At 31.0% G+C, this 21,733-nt stretch carries 32 protein-coding genes and 1 pseudogene; 4 read left to right on the top strand and 29 right to left on the bottom strand.

Features of this window, described 5'->3' with window-relative positions; genetic code table 11:
• Positions 1-273: 273 nt before the first annotated feature.
• The 9 genes from AC0N0V_RS07650 to AC0N0V_RS07610 form a co-directional block, all read right to left on the bottom strand.
• Positions 274-1,116, bottom strand: coding sequence for an antA/AntB antirepressor family protein (locus AC0N0V_RS07650; protein ID WP_474463249.1), 843 nt, complete (start codon positions 1,114-1,116; stop codon positions 274-276).
• Positions 1,117-1,393: 277 nt separating this feature from the next.
• Entirely contained in the window at positions 1,394-1,588 is a 195-nt protein-coding gene (locus AC0N0V_RS07645) for a phage holin (protein WP_474463246.1), read from the bottom strand.
• Between the two features lie 77 nt (positions 1,589-1,665).
• Positions 1,666-1,944 carry a peptidoglycan-binding domain-containing protein gene (locus AC0N0V_RS07640; RefSeq protein ID WP_474463244.1) on the bottom strand — a complete coding sequence of 93 codons (279 nt, stop codon included), beginning with the start codon at positions 1,942-1,944 and terminating at the stop codon, positions 1,666-1,668.
• A gap of 18 nt (positions 1,945-1,962) precedes the next feature.
• Positions 1,963-2,211, bottom strand: a complete 249-nt coding sequence (locus AC0N0V_RS07635; protein ID WP_474463242.1) for a hypothetical protein — start codon at positions 2,209-2,211, stop codon at positions 1,963-1,965.
• A 234-nt stretch (positions 2,212-2,445) separates the two neighbouring features.
• Positions 2,446-4,428 carry a hypothetical protein gene (locus AC0N0V_RS07630; RefSeq protein WP_474463240.1) on the bottom strand — a complete coding sequence of 661 codons (1,983 nt, stop codon included), beginning with the start codon at positions 4,426-4,428 and terminating at the stop codon, positions 2,446-2,448.
• Positions 4,409-4,804, bottom strand: coding sequence for a terminase small subunit (locus AC0N0V_RS07625; protein ID WP_474463238.1), 396 nt, complete (start codon positions 4,802-4,804; stop codon positions 4,409-4,411). The genes AC0N0V_RS07630 and AC0N0V_RS07625 overlap by 20 nt, the downstream gene beginning before the upstream one ends.
• A gap of 83 nt (positions 4,805-4,887) precedes the next feature.
• A complete protein-coding gene (locus AC0N0V_RS07620; protein ID WP_474463236.1) occupies positions 4,888-5,565 on the bottom strand; it encodes a hypothetical protein in 678 nt (225 codons plus the stop codon).
• Between the two features lie 520 nt (positions 5,566-6,085).
• Positions 6,086-6,283 carry a hypothetical protein gene (locus AC0N0V_RS07615; RefSeq protein ID WP_474463233.1) on the bottom strand — a complete coding sequence of 66 codons (198 nt, stop codon included), beginning with the start codon at positions 6,281-6,283 and terminating at the stop codon, positions 6,086-6,088.
• Positions 6,284-6,756: 473 nt separating this feature from the next.
• On the bottom strand, positions 6,757-6,975 hold the full coding sequence (locus tag AC0N0V_RS07610; RefSeq protein WP_474463230.1) for a hypothetical protein: 219 nt from the start codon (positions 6,973-6,975) through the stop codon (positions 6,757-6,759).
• A 573-nt stretch (positions 6,976-7,548) separates the two neighbouring features.
• On the opposite strand from AC0N0V_RS07610, the gene AC0N0V_RS07605 reads away from it, so the two are divergent.
• Positions 7,549-8,031 (top strand): hypothetical protein, encoded by a 483-nt coding sequence (locus AC0N0V_RS07605; protein ID WP_474463228.1) that lies wholly within the window; start codon positions 7,549-7,551, stop codon positions 8,029-8,031.
• A 307-nt stretch (positions 8,032-8,338) separates the two neighbouring features.
• On the opposite strand, the gene AC0N0V_RS07600 is transcribed toward AC0N0V_RS07605, so the two are convergent.
• The 4 genes from AC0N0V_RS07600 to AC0N0V_RS07585 form a co-directional block, all read right to left on the bottom strand.
• Positions 8,339-9,565 carry an IS256 family transposase gene (locus AC0N0V_RS07600; protein WP_474464472.1) on the bottom strand — a complete coding sequence of 409 codons (1,227 nt, stop codon included), beginning with the start codon at positions 9,563-9,565 and terminating at the stop codon, positions 8,339-8,341.
• A 181-nt stretch (positions 9,566-9,746) separates the two neighbouring features.
• Positions 9,747-9,938: a hypothetical protein gene (locus AC0N0V_RS07595; protein ID WP_474463225.1), complete on the bottom strand. Its 192-nt coding sequence runs from the start codon at positions 9,936-9,938 to the stop codon at positions 9,747-9,749.
• Positions 9,928-10,077, bottom strand: a complete 150-nt coding sequence (locus AC0N0V_RS07590) for a hypothetical protein (protein WP_474463223.1) — start codon at positions 10,075-10,077, stop codon at positions 9,928-9,930. The genes AC0N0V_RS07595 and AC0N0V_RS07590 overlap by 11 nt, the downstream gene beginning before the upstream one ends.
• On the bottom strand, positions 10,053-10,211 hold the full coding sequence (locus tag AC0N0V_RS07585; protein WP_474463221.1) for a hypothetical protein: 159 nt from the start codon (positions 10,209-10,211) through the stop codon (positions 10,053-10,055). Before AC0N0V_RS07585 ends, AC0N0V_RS07590 begins: the two co-directional genes overlap by 25 nt.
• Before the next feature lie 396 nt (positions 10,212-10,607).
• Here AC0N0V_RS07585 and AC0N0V_RS07580 point away from each other — a divergent pair, with 396 nt between their 5' ends.
• Entirely contained in the window at positions 10,608-11,048 is a 441-nt protein-coding gene (locus AC0N0V_RS07580; RefSeq protein WP_474463219.1) for a hypothetical protein, read from the top strand.
• Positions 11,049-11,091: 43 nt separating this feature from the next.
• Here AC0N0V_RS07580 and AC0N0V_RS07575 read toward each other — a convergent pair whose 3' ends face one another.
• From AC0N0V_RS07575 to AC0N0V_RS07535, 9 genes are all read right to left on the bottom strand, one after another.
• Positions 11,092-11,400, bottom strand: coding sequence for a hypothetical protein (locus AC0N0V_RS07575; protein ID WP_474463217.1), 309 nt, complete (start codon positions 11,398-11,400; stop codon positions 11,092-11,094).
• 3 nt (positions 11,401-11,403) lie between these two features.
• On the bottom strand, positions 11,404-11,559 hold the full coding sequence (locus AC0N0V_RS07570) for a hypothetical protein (protein ID WP_474463215.1): 156 nt from the start codon (positions 11,557-11,559) through the stop codon (positions 11,404-11,406).
• A gap of 191 nt (positions 11,560-11,750) precedes the next feature.
• Complete coding sequence (locus tag AC0N0V_RS07565) at positions 11,751-12,056, bottom strand: MazG nucleotide pyrophosphohydrolase domain-containing protein (protein WP_474463213.1); 306 nt, start codon at positions 12,054-12,056, stop codon at positions 11,751-11,753.
• Positions 12,057-12,311: 255 nt separating this feature from the next.
• On the bottom strand, positions 12,312-12,803 hold the full coding sequence (locus AC0N0V_RS07560; protein WP_474463211.1) for a hypothetical protein: 492 nt from the start codon (positions 12,801-12,803) through the stop codon (positions 12,312-12,314).
• A 299-nt stretch (positions 12,804-13,102) separates the two neighbouring features.
• A complete protein-coding gene (locus tag AC0N0V_RS07555) occupies positions 13,103-13,366 on the bottom strand; it encodes a hypothetical protein (RefSeq protein WP_474463209.1) in 264 nt (87 codons plus the stop codon).
• Positions 13,350-13,805 carry a DUF4373 domain-containing protein gene (locus AC0N0V_RS07550; RefSeq protein WP_474463207.1) on the bottom strand — a complete coding sequence of 152 codons (456 nt, stop codon included), beginning with the start codon at positions 13,803-13,805 and terminating at the stop codon, positions 13,350-13,352. Before AC0N0V_RS07550 ends, AC0N0V_RS07555 begins: the two co-directional genes overlap by 17 nt.
• Before the next feature lie 142 nt (positions 13,806-13,947).
• A complete protein-coding gene (locus tag AC0N0V_RS07545) occupies positions 13,948-14,118 on the bottom strand; it encodes a hypothetical protein (protein ID WP_474463205.1) in 171 nt (56 codons plus the stop codon).
• Between the two features lie 11 nt (positions 14,119-14,129).
• On the bottom strand, positions 14,130-14,309 hold the full coding sequence (locus AC0N0V_RS07540; protein ID WP_474463203.1) for a hypothetical protein: 180 nt from the start codon (positions 14,307-14,309) through the stop codon (positions 14,130-14,132).
• A gap of 2 nt (positions 14,310-14,311) precedes the next feature.
• The gene (locus AC0N0V_RS07535) at positions 14,312-14,728 is read right to left on the bottom strand and encodes a hypothetical protein (protein ID WP_474463201.1); all 417 of its coding nucleotides are present in this window, start codon (positions 14,726-14,728) and stop codon (positions 14,312-14,314) included.
• Between the two features lie 68 nt (positions 14,729-14,796).
• Between AC0N0V_RS07535 and AC0N0V_RS07530 the strand changes: the two genes are divergently transcribed.
• Positions 14,797-15,900 (top strand): GIY-YIG nuclease family protein, encoded by a 1,104-nt coding sequence (locus AC0N0V_RS07530; RefSeq protein ID WP_474463199.1) that lies wholly within the window; start codon positions 14,797-14,799, stop codon positions 15,898-15,900.
• 147 nt (positions 15,901-16,047) lie between these two features.
• On the opposite strand, the gene fabF is transcribed toward AC0N0V_RS07530, so the two are convergent.
• On the bottom strand, positions 16,048-17,283 hold the full coding sequence (gene fabF, locus AC0N0V_RS07525; RefSeq protein WP_474463197.1) for a beta-ketoacyl-ACP synthase II: 1,236 nt from the start codon (positions 17,281-17,283) through the stop codon (positions 16,048-16,050).
• Between the two features lie 207 nt (positions 17,284-17,490).
• Here fabF and AC0N0V_RS07520 point away from each other — a divergent pair, with 207 nt between their 5' ends.
• Positions 17,491-18,372: an AraC family transcriptional regulator gene (locus tag AC0N0V_RS07520; RefSeq protein WP_474463195.1), complete on the top strand. Its 882-nt coding sequence runs from the start codon at positions 17,491-17,493 to the stop codon at positions 18,370-18,372.
• 68 nt (positions 18,373-18,440) lie between these two features.
• Here AC0N0V_RS07520 and AC0N0V_RS07515 read toward each other — a convergent pair.
• The 6 genes and pseudogenes from AC0N0V_RS07515 to AC0N0V_RS07490 all read right to left on the bottom strand — a co-directional run.
• Positions 18,441-18,557: pseudogene (locus AC0N0V_RS07515) on the bottom strand (macrolide 2'-phosphotransferase); the annotation flags it as partial.
• 80 nt (positions 18,558-18,637) lie between these two features.
• Positions 18,638-19,396 carry a MerR family transcriptional regulator gene (locus tag AC0N0V_RS07510; RefSeq protein ID WP_474463193.1) on the bottom strand — a complete coding sequence of 253 codons (759 nt, stop codon included), beginning with the start codon at positions 19,394-19,396 and terminating at the stop codon, positions 18,638-18,640.
• Positions 19,397-19,417: 21 nt separating this feature from the next.
• Positions 19,418-19,891, bottom strand: a complete 474-nt coding sequence (locus AC0N0V_RS07505) for a flavodoxin (RefSeq protein ID WP_474463191.1) — start codon at positions 19,889-19,891, stop codon at positions 19,418-19,420.
• Between the two features lie 529 nt (positions 19,892-20,420).
• The gene (locus tag AC0N0V_RS07500) at positions 20,421-20,789 is read right to left on the bottom strand and encodes a cupin domain-containing protein (protein WP_474463189.1); all 369 of its coding nucleotides are present in this window, start codon (positions 20,787-20,789) and stop codon (positions 20,421-20,423) included.
• Positions 20,790-20,882: 93 nt separating this feature from the next.
• On the bottom strand, positions 20,883-21,230 hold the full coding sequence (locus AC0N0V_RS07495) for an LbetaH domain-containing protein (protein ID WP_474463187.1): 348 nt from the start codon (positions 21,228-21,230) through the stop codon (positions 20,883-20,885).
• Between the two features lie 140 nt (positions 21,231-21,370).
• On the bottom strand, positions 21,371-21,586 hold the full coding sequence (locus tag AC0N0V_RS07490) for an alpha/beta hydrolase (protein WP_474463184.1): 216 nt from the start codon (positions 21,584-21,586) through the stop codon (positions 21,371-21,373).
• Positions 21,587-21,733: the final 147 nt, after the last annotated feature.

Below are 21,733 nucleotides of genomic sequence, written 5' to 3'. Positions count from 1 at the left end.
AAGCCTGCATCAATTAGATACAGGCTTTTTGCTATAGCAAAATTCTGCTAAAAGTAAGGGATGTATAGTTTATGCATTTTTAAGGTTAGTATACTATATGACTATATTTTTCTTATGTGGTTATAATCTATTATGTATCTTGTGAAATACTTCCTTTACAAACTCGCATAGCTCTCCTTAATTGGAGAATCTCTTTCCTTAAAAAGCTGGCGTAATTGCTAGCTTTTTTGCATAAAAATAATATCCAAGCATAAGCCTGAGTTAAAATTAACTTTAACTTGTTTTTCTTAATTCTTTAACTATAAGTGATATATGTATGTACTTAGTACTGTATATATTATTAATAGCCTTTTTTCTCGCCTCATATTCCAGTCCTGCCATAACTAGAGCCATGTCCATAGTTTGAAGTTCACTTATGGTTTTATTTATTTCTATATTTAAGTGCTCTCTGGTAGTCTTGTCCTTATTTTCTAGAAATTTATTTATATTTTTAGCCGAATTTCCTAGCAATGCTCTATTTATCATATCTGCTTCATTGGAATATATGTAATTAGGAGCTTCTTTACCTTTATGAGTTAGCTTATAATTTTCATCTAATACTTTGCTCAATTGGATGTACCCTATATTTTGCGTTTCTCTTATCATTGTCCATTGCTCATAGTCTCTGATAGCTTTTTCCATTTTAATAAAATAATTTCTTACTAGTTTTCCTTTTTCTCTTACCTTCTCACTGGAGTTGTTATCCATATCAGTAGACATAGCTAAATGTTTTGTCATCTCTAAAGTTAATTTTACTTCTAGTTTGCTCCTCTTTAGATTTATATCCTCAATGTCGACAATCTTGTCGTTACTGGTAAAGTCAGTATTTTCAACAAACTTACTAAATATCTTTCTATTAAGCCATTTGCCAAACTCTCCTTGTGGTTTGTCTAATTGCTGCCATAAGGTTTCTCCATCAATGACAAATCCCTCAACTCCATCTTGTAACAACTCCGGAAATGTCTTTTGATACTTCATAACTATCTTAGCTTCATCTTCTGTAAATCCTAGTTTTTCAACTAACTCCTTTTTTTCGAATACTTTTGCATTTACTTCATTGATTTTTACTACTCTCATATAAATCTCTACCCTAGATTTTATTTTCTAGGAGCTAGCGGAACTTATCCGGCAATTCTTCTCTCCATAAAAAGAAAAATACCTATTATAGTGTTTTAGCTTGTCTACATTTATTATTTCCTTTTAATACATAATTTGACCGCCTGAATCTTGATTTTTTCAAAATCTATAGAAAAAGGAGATGCATTACCCTCTCCTCAAAGGCCACATTAAGTCTTAAAATAATAAAAAGAACTACTTAAAAGCCCTTTAAATATAACGTACCTATAAGTCAAAATCACTTATCTGATATTCCTGGAGTACTAAAATCAATCACTATACCAAGCATAGTCAATAAGCCTAATAACATATTAACTAATTGGTCATAGCTATTTGGTACAGTAAATAAATTAAATGTCTTTTCCATAAGTGCTATAAATGCCGCTAAGGCTAACCAGAAAGCTTTATTTTGTAATCTTTTCTTTATATCCATACAAATCACTCCTAAAATTCATTTTAGAAAAGAGAGCCTTTCACAACTCCCTCAAATTAATTATTTAAGAATATATTCTATGTCTTAGGTTCTATAATTCCATCAGTAGCAAGTTCCCAGTTTTTCTGCAATTCAGTTACGGCTTGGAAAGTTTCGTTATCAAAAACTCCAGTTATAAAAGCTACTTTATAACCCCATAAATAATATCCACATCCTGCCCACCTATTAGCTAAATGCCACTGATGAATGTCTTGTATAGTACACTTAGAAGCTTCTGAATGGTGTAATACTATTTTATTAGGTTTATTAGTATAAGCTAATCCTCTAGAGTTTAAATTTGTTTCTGTAATACTCATAAAACCATCTCCTTATTTTTACTTAGAAGAATGAGCTACCACCGCAGTAACTATAGCTGCAGCAATAGCCCAAAATTCCTTTGTATTATAAAATTTAATCTTATTCTTAGTTTTGTTATCATCTGATATATTAGAGGTAAATGCGGTCAGTATTTTCTCGATAAAATCATTAAGTGTTTTTTGTTGTTCCTTTGAATTTTCATTAATTATTAATTTTATTTCTATCTGAGACTTTTCTATACTAGCCAGCTGCATCACTTTCTTCAAGTCTTCTTATTCTTTTCTCATGGTCCTGTAGTGTTTCTAGTTAATTCATGTTGCACCTCCTACTTTTTTATAAAATAAAAGAGCTTGAACTTACTTGTTCAAACTCTTAACTTTAATTTTTTTATTACTGGTAACATTTACAACTCTTATAGCTTTAGGTAATATGTAACTATATATTTTAAGTTATATTAACATCCATATCCATATCGCCTAATTTTATTGCAATTGTGTCACTTATAGTTGTTCTATAACTTTAACTGTTTTAACTTTTAAGTCATCAGATGTTGGAATAAATACAGAATGAGTTCCATCTCCATCTTCTTCACTCCTTAAATCGATATCACTATCATTTGGATTAGCAGTTATATCTATCTTATCCATTTTTGATACCTTTATAGCAGCATCTTTTATTGTAAATATTAACGTATTTCCATCTAGTTCTGCATTAGAAACAGTAAGCTTTGTTCCTTTAGTCGTATTTGTAAATATAAAATCATCTTTGTATGCTCCTAATATATCCCTGTCAACTGGTGTCTTAAGGGTAATGTATATATGTGCAGATGTTACAGTAGTACCACTTAAAGAAACTTTTGCGCTATAGTTATCTCTATCAGTTTCTGGTGCAATGCAATTGAAATAAACTTTTTGTGTAGCTGGTTCTATTGTACGTCCAGCTATATCTTCTGATGGATCTGTTGAAGATGCCTTTATTTGAAGTTCTGCTGCACTTCCAAGAGCTAGTACCTTATCAGCTGAATCTCCTTCAGCAAATGTAAGAGTTACTGTATCTCCATCAATATCTGCGTCATCTGCAGCTACTCCAGAAACTTTAAAGTCATCTACATTTACTGTATCTAAAGCAGTATCTAATTTGAACTCTGCCTTAACGTCATCTCCATCCATATACAACTTGAATGTATTATCTTCTAATTTGGGGCCAGTAGTTGAGGAAGATGCTATTGTTAATGCTCCTGGATATACTTCATTACCTGAAGCATCTTTAACAGTCTTAACTCCGATTTTTTTTACTATGGCTTCTCCTGAAGTTGCATTTGGATTTACTGTCTTATTAGTATCACTAAAATCTATAACTACAGCTTTGCTATCAGCACTTATTATTATATCAGTATTATCTGGAAGTTCTTCTGAATCTCCGTCTCCATTAACATAGTAGTAGTTATTCTTATTCGAAATTGAAGATAAATCCATCTTTGAACCAAAGTATATAGCTACCTCTGTATTTGAACCCGGTTTTACAACCGCTTCCATCTTATTTATATCTGGTGCAGTATTGTCATTTCCGTCAATTGTTATTATCTGATCATCCATTTTATTTGGGTCACTTGCTTGATCAATTATATCTTGAACAGCCAAAGTATACTTTGAACTGTCAAGTTCATATGATGTTTTATCCAATTTAATATCATACGTATCAGTATCAGCCTTATCATATTCATCAACTTCAGACGATGCTCTTATATATATTCCAGCTTTGCTCATCATATCTGTATCGTATGCATTTTTTAGTTTATAATTATCTACATTTGTAGCGTAAGCATACTTAACATCTTCACTAAATTGAACACGGAGGGTAGTACTATCTATTATTGTAGCACTCAATATAGTTGGTTTTATTTCATCTTTTTGTTTATCAAAACTTAGCCTTATATCATCATCCACTTTGTTTCCATAAGCATCCTTAACATCATCAGTAATTAATAATACATTTGTACCATAATCTAGTATCCCCTTAGGTAATCTTGATATTTTTACAACAGTATTACCTTCCTTAAGCTCAATTTTAGCTCCGTCGATGTCGTGATCATTAATTTTATAGTAGTTAAAATTAACTGCTGTTTCCGTATCCATTGGCCTATCAAACCTAATACTAATATCTCCATTGTCAGCACAAGTAATCTCTTTTATTTTTGGTTCAGTAGACATACGGTCTTTAACATTAAAGTGTAACAAATATTGATTTTTTAACGACTTTCCTTTATTAGAGTGTGCCTTAGCTCCAACATTTAATATGTAACTTTCTCCTGGTGTATATCCACCTTGCGGAGCCATTACTGAAACTGTTTTGTTATCTTGCCCTAGTTGAATACCTACATTTACTGCATTCCCTTTACTATCCATTACAGTTATACCTTGCTTAGTTGCATCATCTGAACTTTGAAGCTTCCAGACTTTGTATTTATTTTTGCACTTTAACATTATCCAACAGCCTAGGCCCTTGTGAATATGCTATATCTTTTGAGTACCCTGCTTTTATCGCTGCTTTAGTTGCATTAAAGTATTTTATATAGTAAATGCAAAAGAGCCTTTGCTTATCAGTCAATTCCGAATTCTCTGATCCGGTAACTGCTTCAAGCTCAGGCTCCTTTATATTATTAATATGCCTACTATTTTTTTGTGTGCATACTTTTTCTTTTATGTGCACACTTCTTCTACTCCACTTGTATCTTGTTTTCCATGACTTAACTGTATTTAAAGACACCTCATATTTAGCTGCTATATCTTTGTATTTCATTCTATCTATATAATCTTTTTCAGCTAAGTCTTTTACATCTGGAGCTCTTATATCGTCCATATCACCACCTCATTGCTAGTTACAAAATAAAAAGCATCTATACTTATGTATAAATGCTAATTTTATAATTTTTTATCTCTATATTATTTTATACTATTGTAAAATTTCACACCTTTTTCACTAATTTTATGTGTTGTTGTTGCTGGACTCACTCCCGCAAAAGTACTTACGATGATCTGATAAGTTACTAAACCAAATTGTGATAACTTGTAGGCGGAACCTGTTAAATCTTTTCTTTCGTGGGTATTAAAACATATAGTATTATTACATTCTTCTCTTAATATTGCTAGAGCTTCATAATCTTCTTTAACTAAATAGTTAACCAAACTAGAAAACTCTAAAAAATCTTTCCAGCTTATTTTTTTATCTATAAAAGAATTAAACAATTTGGATATCCTAATAGTATTATTAATATCATCTAAGCCATCTATTTTAACAATTATCGTTTCAATTACTTTATTTTTAAAACTCTCATCCTTCATATTAGCCTTAAATTCATTATATTCTTCATCATCTAATCTTTGTTTCCTAAAGTTATTAATAAAACTTACAAGCTTTTTTGCAAAATATCTATCTCTAATATTTAATCCTACTTTGCACGTTACTACAATTGTCTTTAAAAAAGGTATCTCTTTAATAACTTCTTCATTAAATATAGTGTCTAATCCTGTTTCTGCTATATCAATTATCGGGTCATTTAATTCTTTTACTAATTCTTTTGAAAAACTTTCTGTTAAATTTTCAATATTATTCTCTTCCATTTTCTCCCCTCCCACATAACAATTTCTGTGTTAAAAGACGGTTTCCTTCTTGACTTAAAATTATTTATAAAATAAAAATAACTAAGGTTCAGGTAACTTCTTTTTTACTCCTAATTTTACATTATTTTATCATACATTTTTTAGGACAATCATTTTATAATAACTATGCGAGTATTTAACATATCGATATAAATACAGGAGGAAAAACTAAATAAGATTACCTGCAAGAGTGTTTTTTATTCTTGCTATGGTTATCATTTTCCTATTGATATTTAGTACATCTGTTAGATAATGGACTATAGCCAGATTGTATCTGGGTTAAACCCCTTTTACAATCTGGCTTGTTAAATATTAAGTTAATAAAATTTATTGCATAACAATTCAATTTAAGTAACACTTTTTATTCTTATCTTGACTTGATTTCATTAATGCCTAAATAATAATCTCTGAAAATAAAATAGCACACAGGATAGTCTTAATTACCTTATATGCTTGCTTAAGTATTTTCATTATCTTTCTTTTACCTCTGCCTAATTGCACCCTTATCTCTTTTATATCTACGTTGTCTCATACATTCTTCTAAATCGCCATAAGGATCAAGTGTAATTTCTAATACTTCACAGGTTTTAAATCTATCACAACATGCATTTCTATATAGCCATACGCATCTTAATATATCTTTATTCCATCTAGTATTAAATTTATATCTCTTACTCACACGCTCACCTTCCTTTTATAAAATAATAATATTAACAAAATGAAACCACTTAAATTAAGCTAAATACACTCATTTTCCAACATATTTAATTAACAAAGCAAATTACAACGCTATTTCTTCGAATACGTATCCTATTGTTTCATTTTCTCACGCTTCTATGTTATGCTATTGTATGAAATTATTCAAAAAAAGGTGTATTAATGAATAATATTAATAAAAATTATAAAACAACTAGTAGATTTAGCTTTACTAGTTATTTTATTTATATCTAATAAACCCCCTATACACCTTGAAAATACAATCCCTCACATTTTCTCTTTTAGCATTGTAAATCAAAATTATTGTAATATTTAATACATCAATTTTTTATCTTATAAATTCTTTGTATGGTTTTAAATAATAATAAATTTAGTGAAACATCTTGATTTATCGTGTTTATTAATTTTCTTTTATAAAATAAAATTAATAAAGATTTATTTTATTTGCTTTATAACTCCATGTACTTTCTTATAACTTCTTTCCCTCATGTAGTCTTTTAAGCTATCTGCAACATTTTCTTTATCTACTCTCTTACTACAACAATAAGGACATACTAAATATCTATCCTTTAGTATTTTATCTGCATCTTCAGATAACAGTATAAAATCTAGTTTACATGTTTTACATTTATAGCTTGTATAGATGTTTAGCATATTCTCTCTCCTTTTCCAAAATAAATAAGCACCAGTATTTCTACCAGTGCTTATCTGCTATATATAATAAAGGGGACTTATTATATACTTTTTAATTCCTCTAAGGCCTAATTCCTTAGTACACTTATTATTATAAATAGTAATTGTTACATATTTATGTCAATTTTATTACATATTTATGTAATTTGTTAACTCTATGTAAATAAATAAGCACTTGGATTTAACTAAGTGCTCTTTACTGTGCCACCAGTTTGTAGCCCCTAGCGTATATCACAGTCTCTAATTCAAGTTTTCTATATTACTATTATAAACCATTTTTAATATACTTTTGCTCCGATTTTGTTCTACCTTTTTATATAATATTTGTATTTTACTTGCAAATGGATAAAACATGAAAACTCAACTATTAATATGTAGACAATCTATATATTTTATGATATACTAATATAATTGCATAAGGACGCACCCTATGGTGCAAAACAATTTTATCAATAAATTAAGATATTATTCGGCTCTTGTGATTTTTATTACAAGAGTTTTTGTTTTTTTATTGCAACAAAATCAGGAGGTAAAATGGAAATTTTAATAGTATTTTTACTTAAACTGCTCGACAACACTCTGGGTACAATGAAAAATATATATCTAACCCGTGAAAAATTCTTCTTTTCGAGCTTGCTAGCAGCGTTGTCTACAACTGTATACATGCTTGCTGTTGTGAGGATGGCAAAGTCAGATGGTATACTCAGCATCATGGCGATATGTACCGCAACATTTATAGGGACTCTGATTCCGGGGCTTGTCGTTAAAAAGTCTGAGAAGGAGAAGCTTTACATCTTTGATATCACAGCAGACAATATGGACAGCGGCAAAGAGTTTGCAGATATTTTAAGAAGCGCAAACATTGCCACAAAAACCAGCGTTGTCTATGACAAAATGATGATAAAGACGCTTTCCATAAAGGCATACTGCAACAACAGGGAGGAAAGCAAAATGGTGAATGAAGCCATGTACCCGGCTTTTAAATACAATGTTTATGCACCAATGAGCTTGGATTAAGCTTGGCATAAATGCCACGGAAAAAGGGACTCAGTCGAGCCCCTAAATTCATAATATTAAGAACCTATAGGCTTAGCATTTTCGAAACAGCCTGTACTACATCTTGAGAACGTTCATAGGTTTGTGTAAAATTATATAGATGAGGTCTAACTTAATTGGAAATTACTATAGGAAAAAATTCCTGTAGTAATTTTTACTTTTTGTGGTAATACTAGATAATGTCGTAGTATAGCTTTTATCTGTTAGTATTGTTTGTAATTTTTTCATTATTATTCTCTTTTATTCAAAAAAGTACAAGCGTAGCTTTTTAGATATATTGTTCAAGCCTATCTTCAAACATTATACTAAGTTGAGCTAATGTTAAGAACCAGTTCTGACTCGGCGAAGTCCATTTTCTCATAATCTGCTCTGTAGCTAAATATAGAGCTTTCATCAATGAATCATCCGTAGGGAATGATGTTCTAATCTTAGTAAATTTTCTTAGCTGCCTGTTGAATCCCTCTAAAGCATTTGTAGTATATATTATTCTTCTAATCTCTGGTGGAAAAGCAAAATATGTAGATAAGTTCTCCCAGTTATTCTTCCAAGACTGTATAACTATTGAATACTTTTCTCCCCAAGTGTCTTCCAAAGTTTGAAGGGAATTTAGAGCTATTTGCTCACTTGTTGCTTGATATACAGATTTTAAATCCTTCATAAAAGCCTTACTGTCCTTTGAAGCTACATATCTTATAGAATTTCTAATCTGGTGTATTATGCAGTTTTGTATACTTACATTAGGGAACACAGCTTTTATAGCATCAGGCAAACCTTTAAGACCATCCATACAGGCAATTAGTATATCCCTTACCCCTCTATTTTTAAGGTCGTTACAAACTGATAACCAGAACTTAGCTCCTTCCTGTTCTCCAATCCAAATACCAAGTATATCCTTATAACCCTTAGTATCTAAAGCCATACAAATGTATGCAGCCTTACTTACAATCCTATGTTCTTCTTTAACCTTAAAATGAATAGCATCCATATAAACTATAGGGTATACAAGGTCTAACGACCTATTTTGCCAGGCGATAGCCGTTTCGATAACCTTATCTGTTATTTTTGAAATCATCGTAGGAGATATATCAACTCCATAAAGTTCATCAATTTCTGATTTAATATCGTCCACAGACATGCCTCTTGCATATAGACCTATAACCTTTTTATCAAGCTCATTACAAACTGTTTCATATTTCTTCACAATCCTAGGCTCAAATTCTGATTTTCGGTCTCTTGGCACACTTACATCAACTTCTCCGAAGCTGGTTCTAATATTCTTCTTACTATAGCCATTTCTGTAGTTCTTATTATCATTGTTCTCTCTCTCATACTTCTCTCTACCGAGATGTTCTTCCATCTCAGCCTCTAAGAATTGCTGAATTATGTTGCCAAATAACCGTTGCATTAGCCCATTCTTTCCAACTAAATCCTCCATACTCTTACATTTATTTAGTTCTTTATTTAAATCTATATCTGGTATTTGTAATTGTTTCATTTCTTTTTCTCCCTTCATAAATCATTGTGGTTATTATTCCCATAAATACCAGCTATACATACATAAAAAAAGCATACATAGATTTGATTTACACAAATCTATGTATGCTCCCTACATCTTCTCTCTTTCTATTTACTGCTGCTTCTGCATATGAGGTTTCAGAGGAGGAATTTTGAATCCTCTACTGACTATAATCTATAGACTTGCTTTCTGGCTCAATTGATATGTTAGTTTCTCTTAAATCTTGCCTTATTCTTTCCTTTCGTTGTTCTAATACCTCACATCTATACTCTGACTTGTCTATCTCTTTTAACTGTCTATAGTATCTATATAATCTACCTTCTGTTTTTCTAAATGCCTCTTTATCTATCATACTTGTCCCTCTTTATACCTATTCTTTCTAGATACTCTAAAACTTCATCTTCCTCTTTTACCACCTTGCATAAAGCTAGTGTTATTGCTGGAGTTATTATAAGAGTTATAAGTGTTACCGTAAGTATTGTACCAAACATATCTCTTCCTCCATTCTCTCTCTATATAAATATCCCTCACACACCTCAATATAAGCTTTTCCTGTATATTTCTTAACCAATTGAAGCCTCTCCTTAAATGTCTTATATCTTATGACTTCAATGATAGTTAACATTACCTTACCTCCTACTTAATATTGTTTTCCTCCCTAAAGTCTCTTATCTCACGCTCAAACCTTTGTATAAGAGCCCTTTCTTGTACTATATCTTTCTGGAATTTTTTTATATCCTCTGTATCATTTTTTTATAACTGCAAGTTCTAGTTGTAGTCTTTTATCTGGTAATGCTTTTTGTAGTCCATGTTTTATTGCATACATTTCTACTAGTGTTAGTTTTATATATTGTTTACTCATTTTTACAGCCTACTTTCATTTGATTCTTATTTGTATTATGTACTAAATAAAATGTCAAAATCTAATTAATTCTTATAGATAATTCTTTAGGAATAAATAATTATAAAATTAACATCCTATAAATTATTGATCTAAAATACTACTATAGAGGTGTCTTTTATGATTTTAAATATTATATTAGGTTTTATTATCCCTTGGGTAATTGCCTTAATTATTGTCCGTGAACGTAAGATTATATATTACCTTGCTCCCTTTGCTAGTCTTATATCATTTGTAGTTGATGATTTTGGATTCTACTATTTTTGGAACCTATATCCGTTTAGACTTCTTAATCTTTCAGGAATACCATTCAACATAGGGTTGTTTTGCATTTACCCATGTATTAGTATTGAATTTATGAGAAAGTATGATGTTAGTGCCTATATTGGCTTGCCTATAACAAGTTTAATAATAACATTAATAGAAGGATATGCAGTATTGATTGGCAGAGTAGCTTACTACAATCATTGGAATATAGTCGCAACATACTTTTCATACTTTATTTCACTACTTATATCCTACAAATTCTATAAAGTTTTAAAGAAACAAAATCTTATTTAACTCGTTATGTCACTACTATTTATAATAATTACATTATTATTTACTATCTATAATATATCTTACCTCCCATTTTTTCTCTTACCTGGTCTTCTGTATATCCCATAGTGTAGTACTTATCTTGTAACTGCCTTTTAAGCTTTATGTCTAACTCGTGGCCATTCTTTCCATGAACTCCAGCATTCCCTTTATGATGATTCCAGCATAGGTCTATGCAATTATCTACAGTTTCAAATTGATTCCTTTTACCTTTTCCATGGACTATATGATGAATTTCGACTAATTGATTAGAACCACAAACCTCACATAACCCTCCAGACCGTTCTTTAACTCCTTCATATACAGCTTTTTTCATTTACTACCACCTTGTAATTTGACCTATTTTTCTTCTTGAAGTCTTTTCTATTGCTATTATTTTTATTGAGCTCAAGTCACATTGCAGAGCTCTTCTTTTATACTCTTTATCCTTTAGCCTTCTCTTTGCATATTCTATAAACTTCTCTTTATTTGTCATTCAATTTTCCTTTCTGGACTAGTAACCAGGATTTTAGTTACTTGGCCAATGTTTTATAATCTTAATACTCTAGTACACAGCTCTTGCAAAATTACTTTATAGCTGTTTTAAACTTATTTAATTTCAAAACATATCTTTTATTCCTACCATGCTTATTTTTAAAATTTGCTATATCTATGCTTAAAATTTAGCTATTTTCCATTTACATGTATCTTTATGATTGCCTTATACTCCCACTCTCTGTCTATTAGCTTTTTATTATGCCTATAGAATAGCTGCTCTATATTTAGTCCCTTCTTAAACAGCTTGTACATCGTTCCTATAGATACTTGAAATACATCTAAAACCTCTTCATCTATATGAATAGCATCTCCCTCTTCTATTGCTTCTTCAAGTTCATAAAACTCTTCCTTTAACTTTCCAAACACATCTTTCAGGGTCCATTTACTGCTGTCATAACCCATTTTCTTATTTCTTCTTAAACCCATTAGTTTCATTTAAAATAAGTTTCTAAATGTCTAATTTCCATTTTTATCCACACAATTCACAGTTTGTCCACAGCCTAGTACATTTCATTTCAGCATTCATCAATTATTCATGCTTTACAATTTTTTTGAATTGCGACGAAAAAACACCGCAAAATTCATGTTTGAATAACACGGTGTTCTAGTAAATTATTCGTTTTTTAGTTATGACTTTAAATAGGAATATTTCGTAGTCTCTTTAATTCATTGAGTACTTAGAGTTTCCATCTAATATGTTTCTCCTGTTGGCATATAAGGACTTGAATGAGACATGTTACCTATATAACTACCATCTTTTTGTTTTATTATATTAGCATGACAATAGGAGTCTGTATCATATGATTCTGATCCTGATTTCTTTATTCTAAAATCAACCTCCCAGGCGCAATTTTGTGCGATTTCTTTTACATTAAAAATGAGCACATCGTTATTTACTGAATATCCATTATAATGCTGTAGTCTAGCAAAGAAATAATCCGTATCAAAAATTGCTTGTCTTGTAGCTTTAATTATATTAGGATTAGTTCCTTTTACTTTGTCATCAAGAGTTATTTTGTAGTGCAAATCAACATTAACGTCAAATGAATCTGCATTTGTGTCTTGGCTTACTGTGGCATTACTACTAGCCATTACAATATTGTTGGAAATATTAGTGATTTTGTAATATCCAAATGACACCAATACTGCAGCAGTAGAAAATATTAATAACCCTCTTCTCAAGTTAATAAAATTAAATTTTTTTTCATAAAATATACATCCCCATTCACTCTTTTATTGAAAATTTTTAAAGAAAGTTTCAATAAAGATTATATATACTAATATATCCCATTATGTTATATAATACCACGAAACTATATAGAATATCATCTCTAGAATTTGTTAGATGTATCTTTGCTACAGATTTTATAACTAATCAGGAGACAAGTTCTTCTTTTTAACACCATATTATTCAATTTTCAAAGACCACTGTTCGTATCTCAAAATTCAATAGTTATGTCGCAAATTATTCAGTTTCTGGGTTAACTCTCTGGCATATAAAATACAAATTGTTTCTGTATTCTTCTGCTGCCATTCATATCATCATGCTCACATCCTAGGATTAATATTCGCTCTATCATTTCTAATACTTCCAAAGCTCTTTCTCGTGTTTCATATACACCTAACCTCCAGCTTTTACTGCTATCTGAGTACACCTCAACTTCATACGTATCTCCATCTTTAAGCTTATCTCCCCTCTGCTTTTCTTTGCCTTCCGCGGTCCAATCTTTAAGTATTTTTTTCATGTAGTTGTGTAATACTTTGCATTGGTTTTAATTCCTCGTAATACTTAAATAACTCTATTGCTTTTTCACTGAGAGAGTTCTCTTCTTTTCTTTCCTTTACTTTACTTTGTGTACTTTTAGACATAGTTTCTCCATCTGAAACCCCTGCCGAAATCTCTGCCGAAACTTCCTTATTGATATCTTTTTTGCTTTCATAACTAGGTTTATTGAGTACCCTTTTACTTTCAACAGGCTCTGTTCGTATTTTTATTGCCTCACTAGTCAATGTTTGATATTCTTCAAATAAGTTTTTATCAAATAAGCCTAAGTCAAGACATTTATTTGGAATTTCGGAAAATCTTTCCTCAGTTACTTTTACTTCTTCTGCTAATATCAGCTTAGTTTCAGCGTCTGAAATTTCTAATTCATAATTTTTAGTTTTATATATATTCTCTAACATTCCCCACGTATAAATTTTTCAGTTTGTCCATATACTAATTATTGAGTATACACTTGTATTTATGTTATACTGGAGGACAAGAGCTGCCAGGCTCTTATCCAGAATGTTTCTTTAAGTGTGCATCCTTTGCCGAGAATGCATTTTACTTTTCTTCGAGAAGGTCAAACTTTATCATGTCATCTTCACTGTCATACCTAACTCCAGAAATAAAGAGCTCTAAGTTTTCTGCATAATGTATTTTGTATTCACTTCTGAGCAATACAATCAACTGAGTATTTACGCTTTCTACTAGTGTTTTAAAGTCTTTATCCATACTGCCACCTCCTAACATGGTTGTGTTACACTTCTTAGTGTTTCTTCCTCTAATTGCCTTTGTTCCTCAACATAATCTATTTCAGCTTCCTCGTTATGCCCGTAAAATGAACATATGTAAAAAGGGTTTTCAGTGTAATCAAACTGAATCTCTTTGCCGCACTTATTACATTCAACTGTTTTTAAATCCAACTCTATACCTCCTCTGTTGCTGCAAATTCGTTTAATACTTCCTGCTCCTCTGGTGTAAGTTCTACCTGTTCTGCTTCTACAGTTGGGATTTCATCTGGTAAGTATTTATTAATCATATTCAGCAATTCATTAGCCTGTTCATAGGTTAAATTGTTTAGTGGAGTTCCAAGTTCTCTCATTGTATATTGTTTTAACCCATCTAGACTCATACCTTTGGCTTGAGCAATATCCCAAATAGCTGATTTTTGATCCTTTTCCATTATATGTGTTTGTGGTTTTTCTTTAAGTTGTTGTACTGATTCATTTTTAACCTCAATTACCTGAGATGCTTCATATTCATCATATGTAGTAGTTATTTCTTCTCTAGTTGTTAAACCACTAAATTTTTGAGGACAAAATAGCAACCCTTTAATTTTCAAGGGTTGCTTTATATTTACTAAATTCCATGATAAAATTTAGTTGTTATGCAGTTTTTGGAGGTGATAGTATGAACTTAAAAGAAAAGGCTAAAAACCTTCCTTCATCCCCTGGAGTATATCTTATGAAAGACTCCCTAAATAGTATAATTTATGTAGGAAAGTCGAAAAATCTAAAAAATAGAGTTGGATCATATTTTCAGAATCTGGAGTCACGCTCTCCAAAGGTCGTTAAATTAATTAAAAACCTGAAAGACTTTGAGTATATACTTACTGATACAGAATTTGAGGCCTTTATGCTAGAGTGTAAATTAATAAAAGAAATAAAACCTATATATAATAAGCTAATGAAAAGTCCTAAATCTTATTCTTATATAAAGATAAAGATTGATAAAAACTATCCTGACATTGAAGTCTCTAGTGAAGCTAATAAAGAGGATGGAAATCTTTATTTTGGACCATACACAAAGAGTAATACAGTAGAACGTGGAGTTCAAGGTATAAGAGAGAGTTGCAAAATTCTATGTAGCAATAATTCACGAAAATCTTCATCTTGTTTAAATTATTCTTTGGGCTTGTGTATTGGTATGTGTTTAGATAATCCTCCTAAGGACGAGTATATTGCTATATTTGACAAAATAATAAAGCTGCTAGATGGTACTGATAAAAGCATTATCCTAGATATGAAAAATAAAATGACAAGTGCATCAGAAAGATTCGATTTTGAAACCGCTGCTAAGTATAGGGACTATATAAGTGCAGTAAATTACCTAATAAATAAAGCCAAAATTATGGAATTTACGGAAGTAAATAAAAATATTGCTTTATTAGAATACTTAAATGATACTACCCTTAAACTTTTTCTTATTCGAGGAAATAAAGTACTTTTTAGTGAAAAATATGAACTAGCAAGCTGTAATCTAGAAGAATTAAAATCTGTTTTCAAAACTAAAATTCTATATTATTTTAATAATGAAACTACAAAAAGTTCAGTGGATATTGGAAAAGAAGAAATTGATGAGGCTGAAATAATTTATGCTTATTTAAAAAAGAAGTCTAATGACTGTAAATACATTACAGTTTCTGACGAATGGATAAATTATCCAAACAATAATCATTTAGATAAATCTATCAATAAATTATTACTCAGCATGAATGAAAATAATATAAATTAGTATTTATAGTGATATATAAATTAATTAAGGCCAGCACTCCTGCTGGCTTTAATTCTAAAATCTCCATATTTTTTTGTTAACTCTTGTGTTTCAATTATATACTGGCTAATAAGTTATTCCTTCTAAGGTCAATATAAACATGCATACTTAATTAAAAGATTTTAAAACTAATGATGCATTATGCCCTCCAAATCCAAAAGAATTAGACAAAGCATAAGCAACATTTTCTTCTTTACCTTCATTAGGTATATAGTATAAATCACATTCTGGATCTGGAGTTTTATAATTTATTGTTGGTGGTAAAAAACTCTCCTTGAGCGCCAGTGCTGTTATAATAGCTTCAATAGCACCTGATGCTCCTAGTAAGTGACCAGACATAGATTTTGTCGAGCTAATTGAAAGTTCATATGCATGCCTACCGAAAACACTTTTCACGGCAGCAGTTTCATTTTTATCATTTGGTTTCGTTGAGGTTCCATGTGCATTTATGTAACCTATATCACAAGGATTTATGCCAGCATCTTCAATTGCAAGTTTCATACATCTTGCAGCGCCTTCCCCACCTTCAGCAGGCGCAGTTATATGGAATGCATCATTTGTACATCCATAACCAACTATTTCAGCAATAATATTAGCTCCTCTTTTTAGAGCGTGTTCAAGCTCTTCAAGTATAAGTACACCAGAACCTTCCCCTAATACAAACCCATTCCTCTCCAAGTCAAACGGCCTACAAGCTGTAGCCGGATCATTGTTTACTGTCATAGCCTTACTAGCACAAAAGCCTGCCAAAGTTAATCCTATAATAGGTGCCTCTGATCCTCCAGCAATCATTATGTCTGCATCATTCCTTTGAATTACTTTAAAAGAATCACCTATGGAATTAGTAGAGGAAGCGCAGGCTGTTACAGAGCACTCATTAAATCCTTTAATCCCATACTTTATTGCTATAAGTCCTGAAGCAATGTTTGGTATCATCATCGGTACTAAAAATGGACTCACCTTCCGATAACCTTTTTCAATAAATTTACTATGCTCTGAAAGCGTAGTTTCGATTCCGCCTATACCTGTGCCTATTATTATTCCTATACGCTCTTTATCTGTTTTTTCTAAATCAATTTTTGAATCTTCTATTGCCATTTGTGCAGATGCTAGAGCAAATTGTGCAAATCTATCCATTCTTCTCAGTTCTTTTTTCTCAATAAAGTTACTTGGATCAAAGTCCTTTATTTCAGCTCCAACTTTAGTTGGTAAATTAGAAACATCTATTCTTTCAATCATGCTGATTCCAGATTTTCCGCTTTTTATTGACTGCCAAAGATTATATGCACCTATTCCAAGAGATGTAACTGATCCCATTCCTGTAATAACTACTCTTCTATTCATATAAAAGAAACCTCCTAATTTAAAAAAGTTATATAGTATAAACTTTTCTAATTTGTATAGTATTTACTTTATTCATTTTAATAGATATAATAAATTGAATTGATTAACTATCGCCTTTGAATATAATTGTAGTAGATTATACTAATTAAAATGAACATTTATTGCTTTTTAATTAAATAACTATCAATAAGAAAAGGTGTTTTAAATATGAAAGACTTAAAAGAAGCTATCATTGCGACTGTAGATTATATTGAGAATAATTTATATAATAAGATTTCCTTAGATGACGTATCTTCCTATACTGGAATATCAAAATATTATTTACATAGATCATTTAAATCCTTAACAGGAGAGTCTATTATTGAATATGTTCAATCACGAAAACTAACATCAAGCATTAATGAACTTATAAACACTAATATGAGAATTATAGATATTGCATTAAATTACGGTTTTGATTATGAACAATCTTATATAAGGGCTTTTAAAAAGAACTTTGGGTGCACTCCACTAAAGGTAAGATCAGATCAAAGTTCATTAAGTTTAGTAATTAAAGAAAAAATTAATACTAACGATATTTTATCTCTAGGAAATTCAATTACTTATAATCCACATTTTATTTTTAAACAAAAATTTAATTTAACGGGTATTAAGCATAAAATATTAAGCAAATCCGGTGATAAAACTGCAAATACATACGGAAGGGACTTTTTTTATAATCATAAACATGAAATTAATAATGTTATAAATCCTCATGTGTATTTTGGGTATACAGACTGGAGCAGCAATGGATTCATATATTACATGCCAAGTGTACAAGTATCTGATTTGACTAAAATACCGAAAGGAATGACTGGCATTTCTATACCAAGTCACAAATATGTTGTATTTCGTTTTATTGGTTTTTTTAGTCCAGATGATATTAATGGTAGACATGTAGGCCGACTATTAGTACAATTATACTCTAAATGGATTTTTAAATCAGGCTATAAATTTGCCGATACCTTTAGATTTGAATATATAGATACATCTATGTCAAAAGATAATTATTGTGAATTATATGTGTATCAGCCGATAGAAGATATCTAAAAACTTATTTGAGTATATAATAGCCCCCTAAAATTAGGGGGCTAAAGACCGTCTGATATGGCCTATTTTTAAATATCTTTAATCTTCAATGCTCGCTTTGCCATCTGAAGATGCTCATTTAATCCAGATATCATCGCAAATTCTGCAATTGCAACAGGATATGCAGCCTCTAATTCAATGATATGCATTGATTAGCAAATCAAGCCCTGATTCATTAAATACTATAGTATCCTAATTTTTCTATTTACTATCATAAACAGCTCATCTATTTTTGACAATAGTACATGATTGCGTGATAAAGGAAATCACTCAAATCCTTATCACTGAATTGGTTGAAGTACTTTTTAAATCTGTTATCAGATTTGTATGTATTTGCAATACATTCTAGTATGTCTTTATCACAAACCATATATTGCTCTAAGTGAGTTTTCCATTCTGTAATTAATTTTTGAACCTCATTAGATGAAGGAGGTTCATTAATATATGTTGCTAATGCTTTAAATATTTTTTTCGCATTTTTTTCAAATTCATAATATAACTCTACTTTCTCATCATTAGTCAGTTTTTCTAGGTTTCTCTCATACTCTTTGTATTTCTCTGTTTCACCATACAATATTTTGGCTTCACGATCATACTGCTCCTGTAACGGTAGAACTGTTGAATTGTTAAATATATTCAAGTTAAATAGCTCTTCACCCGATAGGTAATCTTCTAATGCATTAATAATTGTTCCTAATCTCTGTTGCTTTAATATTAAAGTTTGGTAATGCATTTCTAATATCTTATGTTGTTCTTGTTTTGTAAGCTGCATAATATTTGATATTTCTTTTAAAGTTAAATCCATCTCCTTAAAAAACAAAATCGTTTGAAGGTTTTCTAAATCATTTCTATCATAAACTCTATAACCATTTTCTGACTTACGACTTGGCTTTAATAGATTTATTTTATCGTAATAATGTAATGTTCTTGGAGTTATTCCTGTTATCTGAACAATATCCTTAACGGTTAAAAATAGTTTCTTCATTCTAAAATCCTTGTCTCCTGTCTATAATTCGTCTCTAATTGTCTCAAGCCATTTTGTAACCTCTCCAGATGCAACAATACCATTTACAGCGATACCAGGTAGAATGATAGATTTTGAGCACTCTCTAGCTATATCATTTTCAATTTGGCAAAATCCACCGCCTCCATGAGTACAGAATGGAATTATCGTTTTACCTGTAAAATCATGTTGCTTAATGAAGCTCATGACTGGAGGGGCAAATGTTTTAAGCCAGTTCGGTGTACCTATAAATATTGTCTGATAATCATCTATCGGCTCATTTCCAGATACTAGGTTAGGGCAAAATCCTCGAGCAATTTGATTCCTTACCTCTTTAACGGCAGTATTATAATCAAAGGAATAATTTTTATCAGGAATTAATTCTCTTATAGCTCCACCAGTCTGTTTTGCTATTTCTAACGCTAAATTCTTTGTATTTTCAAAAAGTGAATAATAAACAATCAGTGTATTCTTCATATATGTTATTTCCTTTCGTGAAATTCCTATTTATCGAGTTGTTCATAAATGATTCATTCCATATTTAAATATGCTCAATACAATTTAACCTGCTGTGAATACTAAACTATTAGTTTTACTATATTAACTTTCGAGTATAAATATATAATACGCTATGACCTTACGTCATAGTCAAGTATAAATTTCAGCAAAATCCAAACCTTAGCACAAAATCATCTCAATATTCACTAATGTGGCGGACCCCTATATGAAAATCCCCTCCAAACTATCTAAAATTTCCTTGATAAAGGGTATATTTTAATCAGTCTGAGAGGACATATCCAAGATACATTTATACTTTATCTTCCCGTACATGAGATTTCCGCTACTTCAAATTGTATAATACAATTATGGCTTGCTATTATGAACTTTTCAATCTGTCAAAAGCAAAAAACTACGGATCAAGAACTTATTATCCTTAATCGGCGGTCTATCTACTCATTTTGATTTATTTCAGTTTACTATATTCCTCATCCGTTACAGGTTCACACTATTCATTGCTTGAACCTTTCGTCGGAACTGATAAGGACAGATGTGTAAATGCTTCATCATTCACAGCGCCATGCCAGTGTTTAATCTCCGGTGCGATATACACTACATCACCGCTTTTCAAAAGCCGAGCATCTTTCCCGTATTCTTGATACCAGCCATGTCCACCCGCACAAATCAGTATCTGTCCGCAGCCATGATGAATATGCCAATTGTTACGGCATCCCGGTTCAAAGGTAACATTAAAGATTCCTACTTCCTTATCATTCAAGAGGCTTAAGTAGCTTTTTCCAATAAAATATGACGCAAATGCTACATTTTCCTCGCCCAATATAAAATCAGATACGTTTTCTATTTCTTTTCTTTCCATATGATAGCCACCTCTCCATTCATTATTCACTTCGCTGATTATTCAACGTATACTTCTTTGGCCAATGCAAACGCTGCCCATGCATAGGCCATCCTACATAGAACACAAATTGTGCCCAACGAGAGCACCATCGCCAATTGTAATGCCGACCTGGTCTTGAAAACGGCAGCCCGAATTGATAAATACATTCTTGCCCACAGAGATGTTCTTTCTGTAGTCCGTATAAAAAGGAGGTAACATAGCAAATGTTTTGTCTACCGTTTTACCAATTAGCATGAAAAACAGTTCCCGAATTTCTTCCAGAGTATGATAATGTCCGTTCAGATCAGCAGTTAATTTCAACGCCTCATGCGAGACATTGTGCATCATTCGGTGCATTTTCGAATCACCCTCAACCGCTTCACCTCGGTTCAAGTGCGCTAAGAAATCATGTATATCCATTGGTACCCTCCTTATCAATAAGACTTTTATTGAATTAAAATATTGCTTGTATTAAAGTTTAACCATTGAGTTCGATATAGTTCTCTACCTTAAGGTTAACTTTAATACAATGCGTTTTTTGACATCAGTGCAATATCCATTTACATATTTTCTGTAAAAAATGATTCTAACTTATCAAAGGGAATTAAATCTATTTTATCGTAGAGATCCACATCACCAGCATCAGGAACCACATACAATTCTTTAGGCTCAGCAGCCATTTCGTATGCATCTTCACTAAAATATCTAGGATGCGCATGTTCACCAATGATAAACAAAATTGGTCTTGGCGAGATTGATTTGATATAGTTCATCAAAGGGAAATTCATAAAGGACATAGCGCTTATTAATTCCTCCATTGAATTCATAATATTGTTTGTGTTAAACTCTAACTAATAAGTTAGATACAATTCTACAACTTAAAGTTAACTTTAAGTCAATGCTTTTTATAAAATTATTTTGGA

Source organism: Clostridium sp. CS1-1 (assembly GCF_056135525.1).
This window is presented reverse-complemented; position numbering and strand designations above follow the sequence as displayed.

Coding starts and splice junctions, on each gene's coding strand:
- AC0N0V_RS07610 (WP_474463230.1), bottom strand. CDS start 6,975: ATGCTAAACATCTATACAAGCTATAAATGTAAAACATGTAAACTAGAT.
- AC0N0V_RS07605 (WP_474463228.1), top strand. CDS start 7,549: ATGGAAATTTTAATAGTATTTTTACTTAAACTGCTCGACAACACTCTG.
- AC0N0V_RS07645 (WP_474463246.1), bottom strand. CDS start 1,588: ATGGATATAAAGAAAAGATTACAAAATAAAGCTTTCTGGTTAGCCTTA.
- AC0N0V_RS07625 (WP_474463238.1), bottom strand. CDS start 4,804: ATGGACGATATAAGAGCTCCAGATGTAAAAGACTTAGCTGAAAAAGAT.
- AC0N0V_RS07580 (WP_474463219.1), top strand. CDS start 10,608: ATGATTTTAAATATTATATTAGGTTTTATTATCCCTTGGGTAATTGCC.
- AC0N0V_RS07550 (WP_474463207.1), bottom strand. CDS start 13,805: ATGTTAGAGAATATATATAAAACTAAAAATTATGAATTAGAAATTTCA.
- AC0N0V_RS07495 (WP_474463187.1), bottom strand. CDS start 21,230: ATGGATATACATGATTTCTTAGCGCACTTGAACCGAGGTGAAGCGGTT.
- AC0N0V_RS07640 (WP_474463244.1), bottom strand. CDS start 1,944: ATGAGTATTACAGAAACAAATTTAAACTCTAGAGGATTAGCTTATACT.
- AC0N0V_RS07620 (WP_474463236.1), bottom strand. CDS start 5,565: ATGGAAGAGAATAATATTGAAAATTTAACAGAAAGTTTTTCAAAAGAA.
- AC0N0V_RS07565 (WP_474463213.1), bottom strand. CDS start 12,056: ATGAAACTAATGGGTTTAAGAAGAAATAAGAAAATGGGTTATGACAGC.
- AC0N0V_RS07505 (WP_474463191.1), bottom strand. CDS start 19,891: ATGAAGAATACACTGATTGTTTATTATTCACTTTTTGAAAATACAAAG.
- AC0N0V_RS07555 (WP_474463209.1), bottom strand. CDS start 13,366: ATGAAAAAAATACTTAAAGATTGGACCGCGGAAGGCAAAGAAAAGCAG.
- AC0N0V_RS07650 (WP_474463249.1), bottom strand. CDS start 1,116: ATGAGAGTAGTAAAAATCAATGAAGTAAATGCAAAAGTATTCGAAAAA.
- AC0N0V_RS07520 (WP_474463195.1), top strand. CDS start 17,491: ATGAAAGACTTAAAAGAAGCTATCATTGCGACTGTAGATTATATTGAG.
- AC0N0V_RS07630 (WP_474463240.1), bottom strand. CDS start 4,428: ATGTTAAAGTGCAAAAATAAATACAAAGTCTGGAAGCTTCAAAGTTCA.
- AC0N0V_RS07595 (WP_474463225.1), bottom strand. CDS start 9,938: ATGATAGATAAAGAGGCATTTAGAAAAACAGAAGGTAGATTATATAGA.
- AC0N0V_RS07500 (WP_474463189.1), bottom strand. CDS start 20,789: ATGGAAAGAAAAGAAATAGAAAACGTATCTGATTTTATATTGGGCGAG.
- AC0N0V_RS07510 (WP_474463193.1), bottom strand. CDS start 19,396: ATGAAGAAACTATTTTTAACCGTTAAGGATATTGTTCAGATAACAGGA.
- fabF (WP_474463197.1), bottom strand. CDS start 17,283: ATGAATAGAAGAGTAGTTATTACAGGAATGGGATCAGTTACATCTCTT.
- AC0N0V_RS07530 (WP_474463199.1), top strand. CDS start 14,797: ATGAACTTAAAAGAAAAGGCTAAAAACCTTCCTTCATCCCCTGGAGTA.
- AC0N0V_RS07590 (WP_474463223.1), bottom strand. CDS start 10,077: ATGTTTGGTACAATACTTACGGTAACACTTATAACTCTTATAATAACT.
- AC0N0V_RS07585 (WP_474463221.1), bottom strand. CDS start 10,211: ATGTTAACTATCATTGAAGTCATAAGATATAAGACATTTAAGGAGAGG.
- AC0N0V_RS07570 (WP_474463215.1), bottom strand. CDS start 11,559: ATGACAAATAAAGAGAAGTTTATAGAATATGCAAAGAGAAGGCTAAAG.
- AC0N0V_RS07545 (WP_474463205.1), bottom strand. CDS start 14,118: ATGGATAAAGACTTTAAAACACTAGTAGAAAGCGTAAATACTCAGTTG.
- AC0N0V_RS07575 (WP_474463217.1), bottom strand. CDS start 11,400: ATGAAAAAAGCTGTATATGAAGGAGTTAAAGAACGGTCTGGAGGGTTA.
- AC0N0V_RS07600 (WP_474464472.1), bottom strand. CDS start 9,565: ATGAAACAATTACAAATACCAGATATAGATTTAAATAAAGAACTAAAT.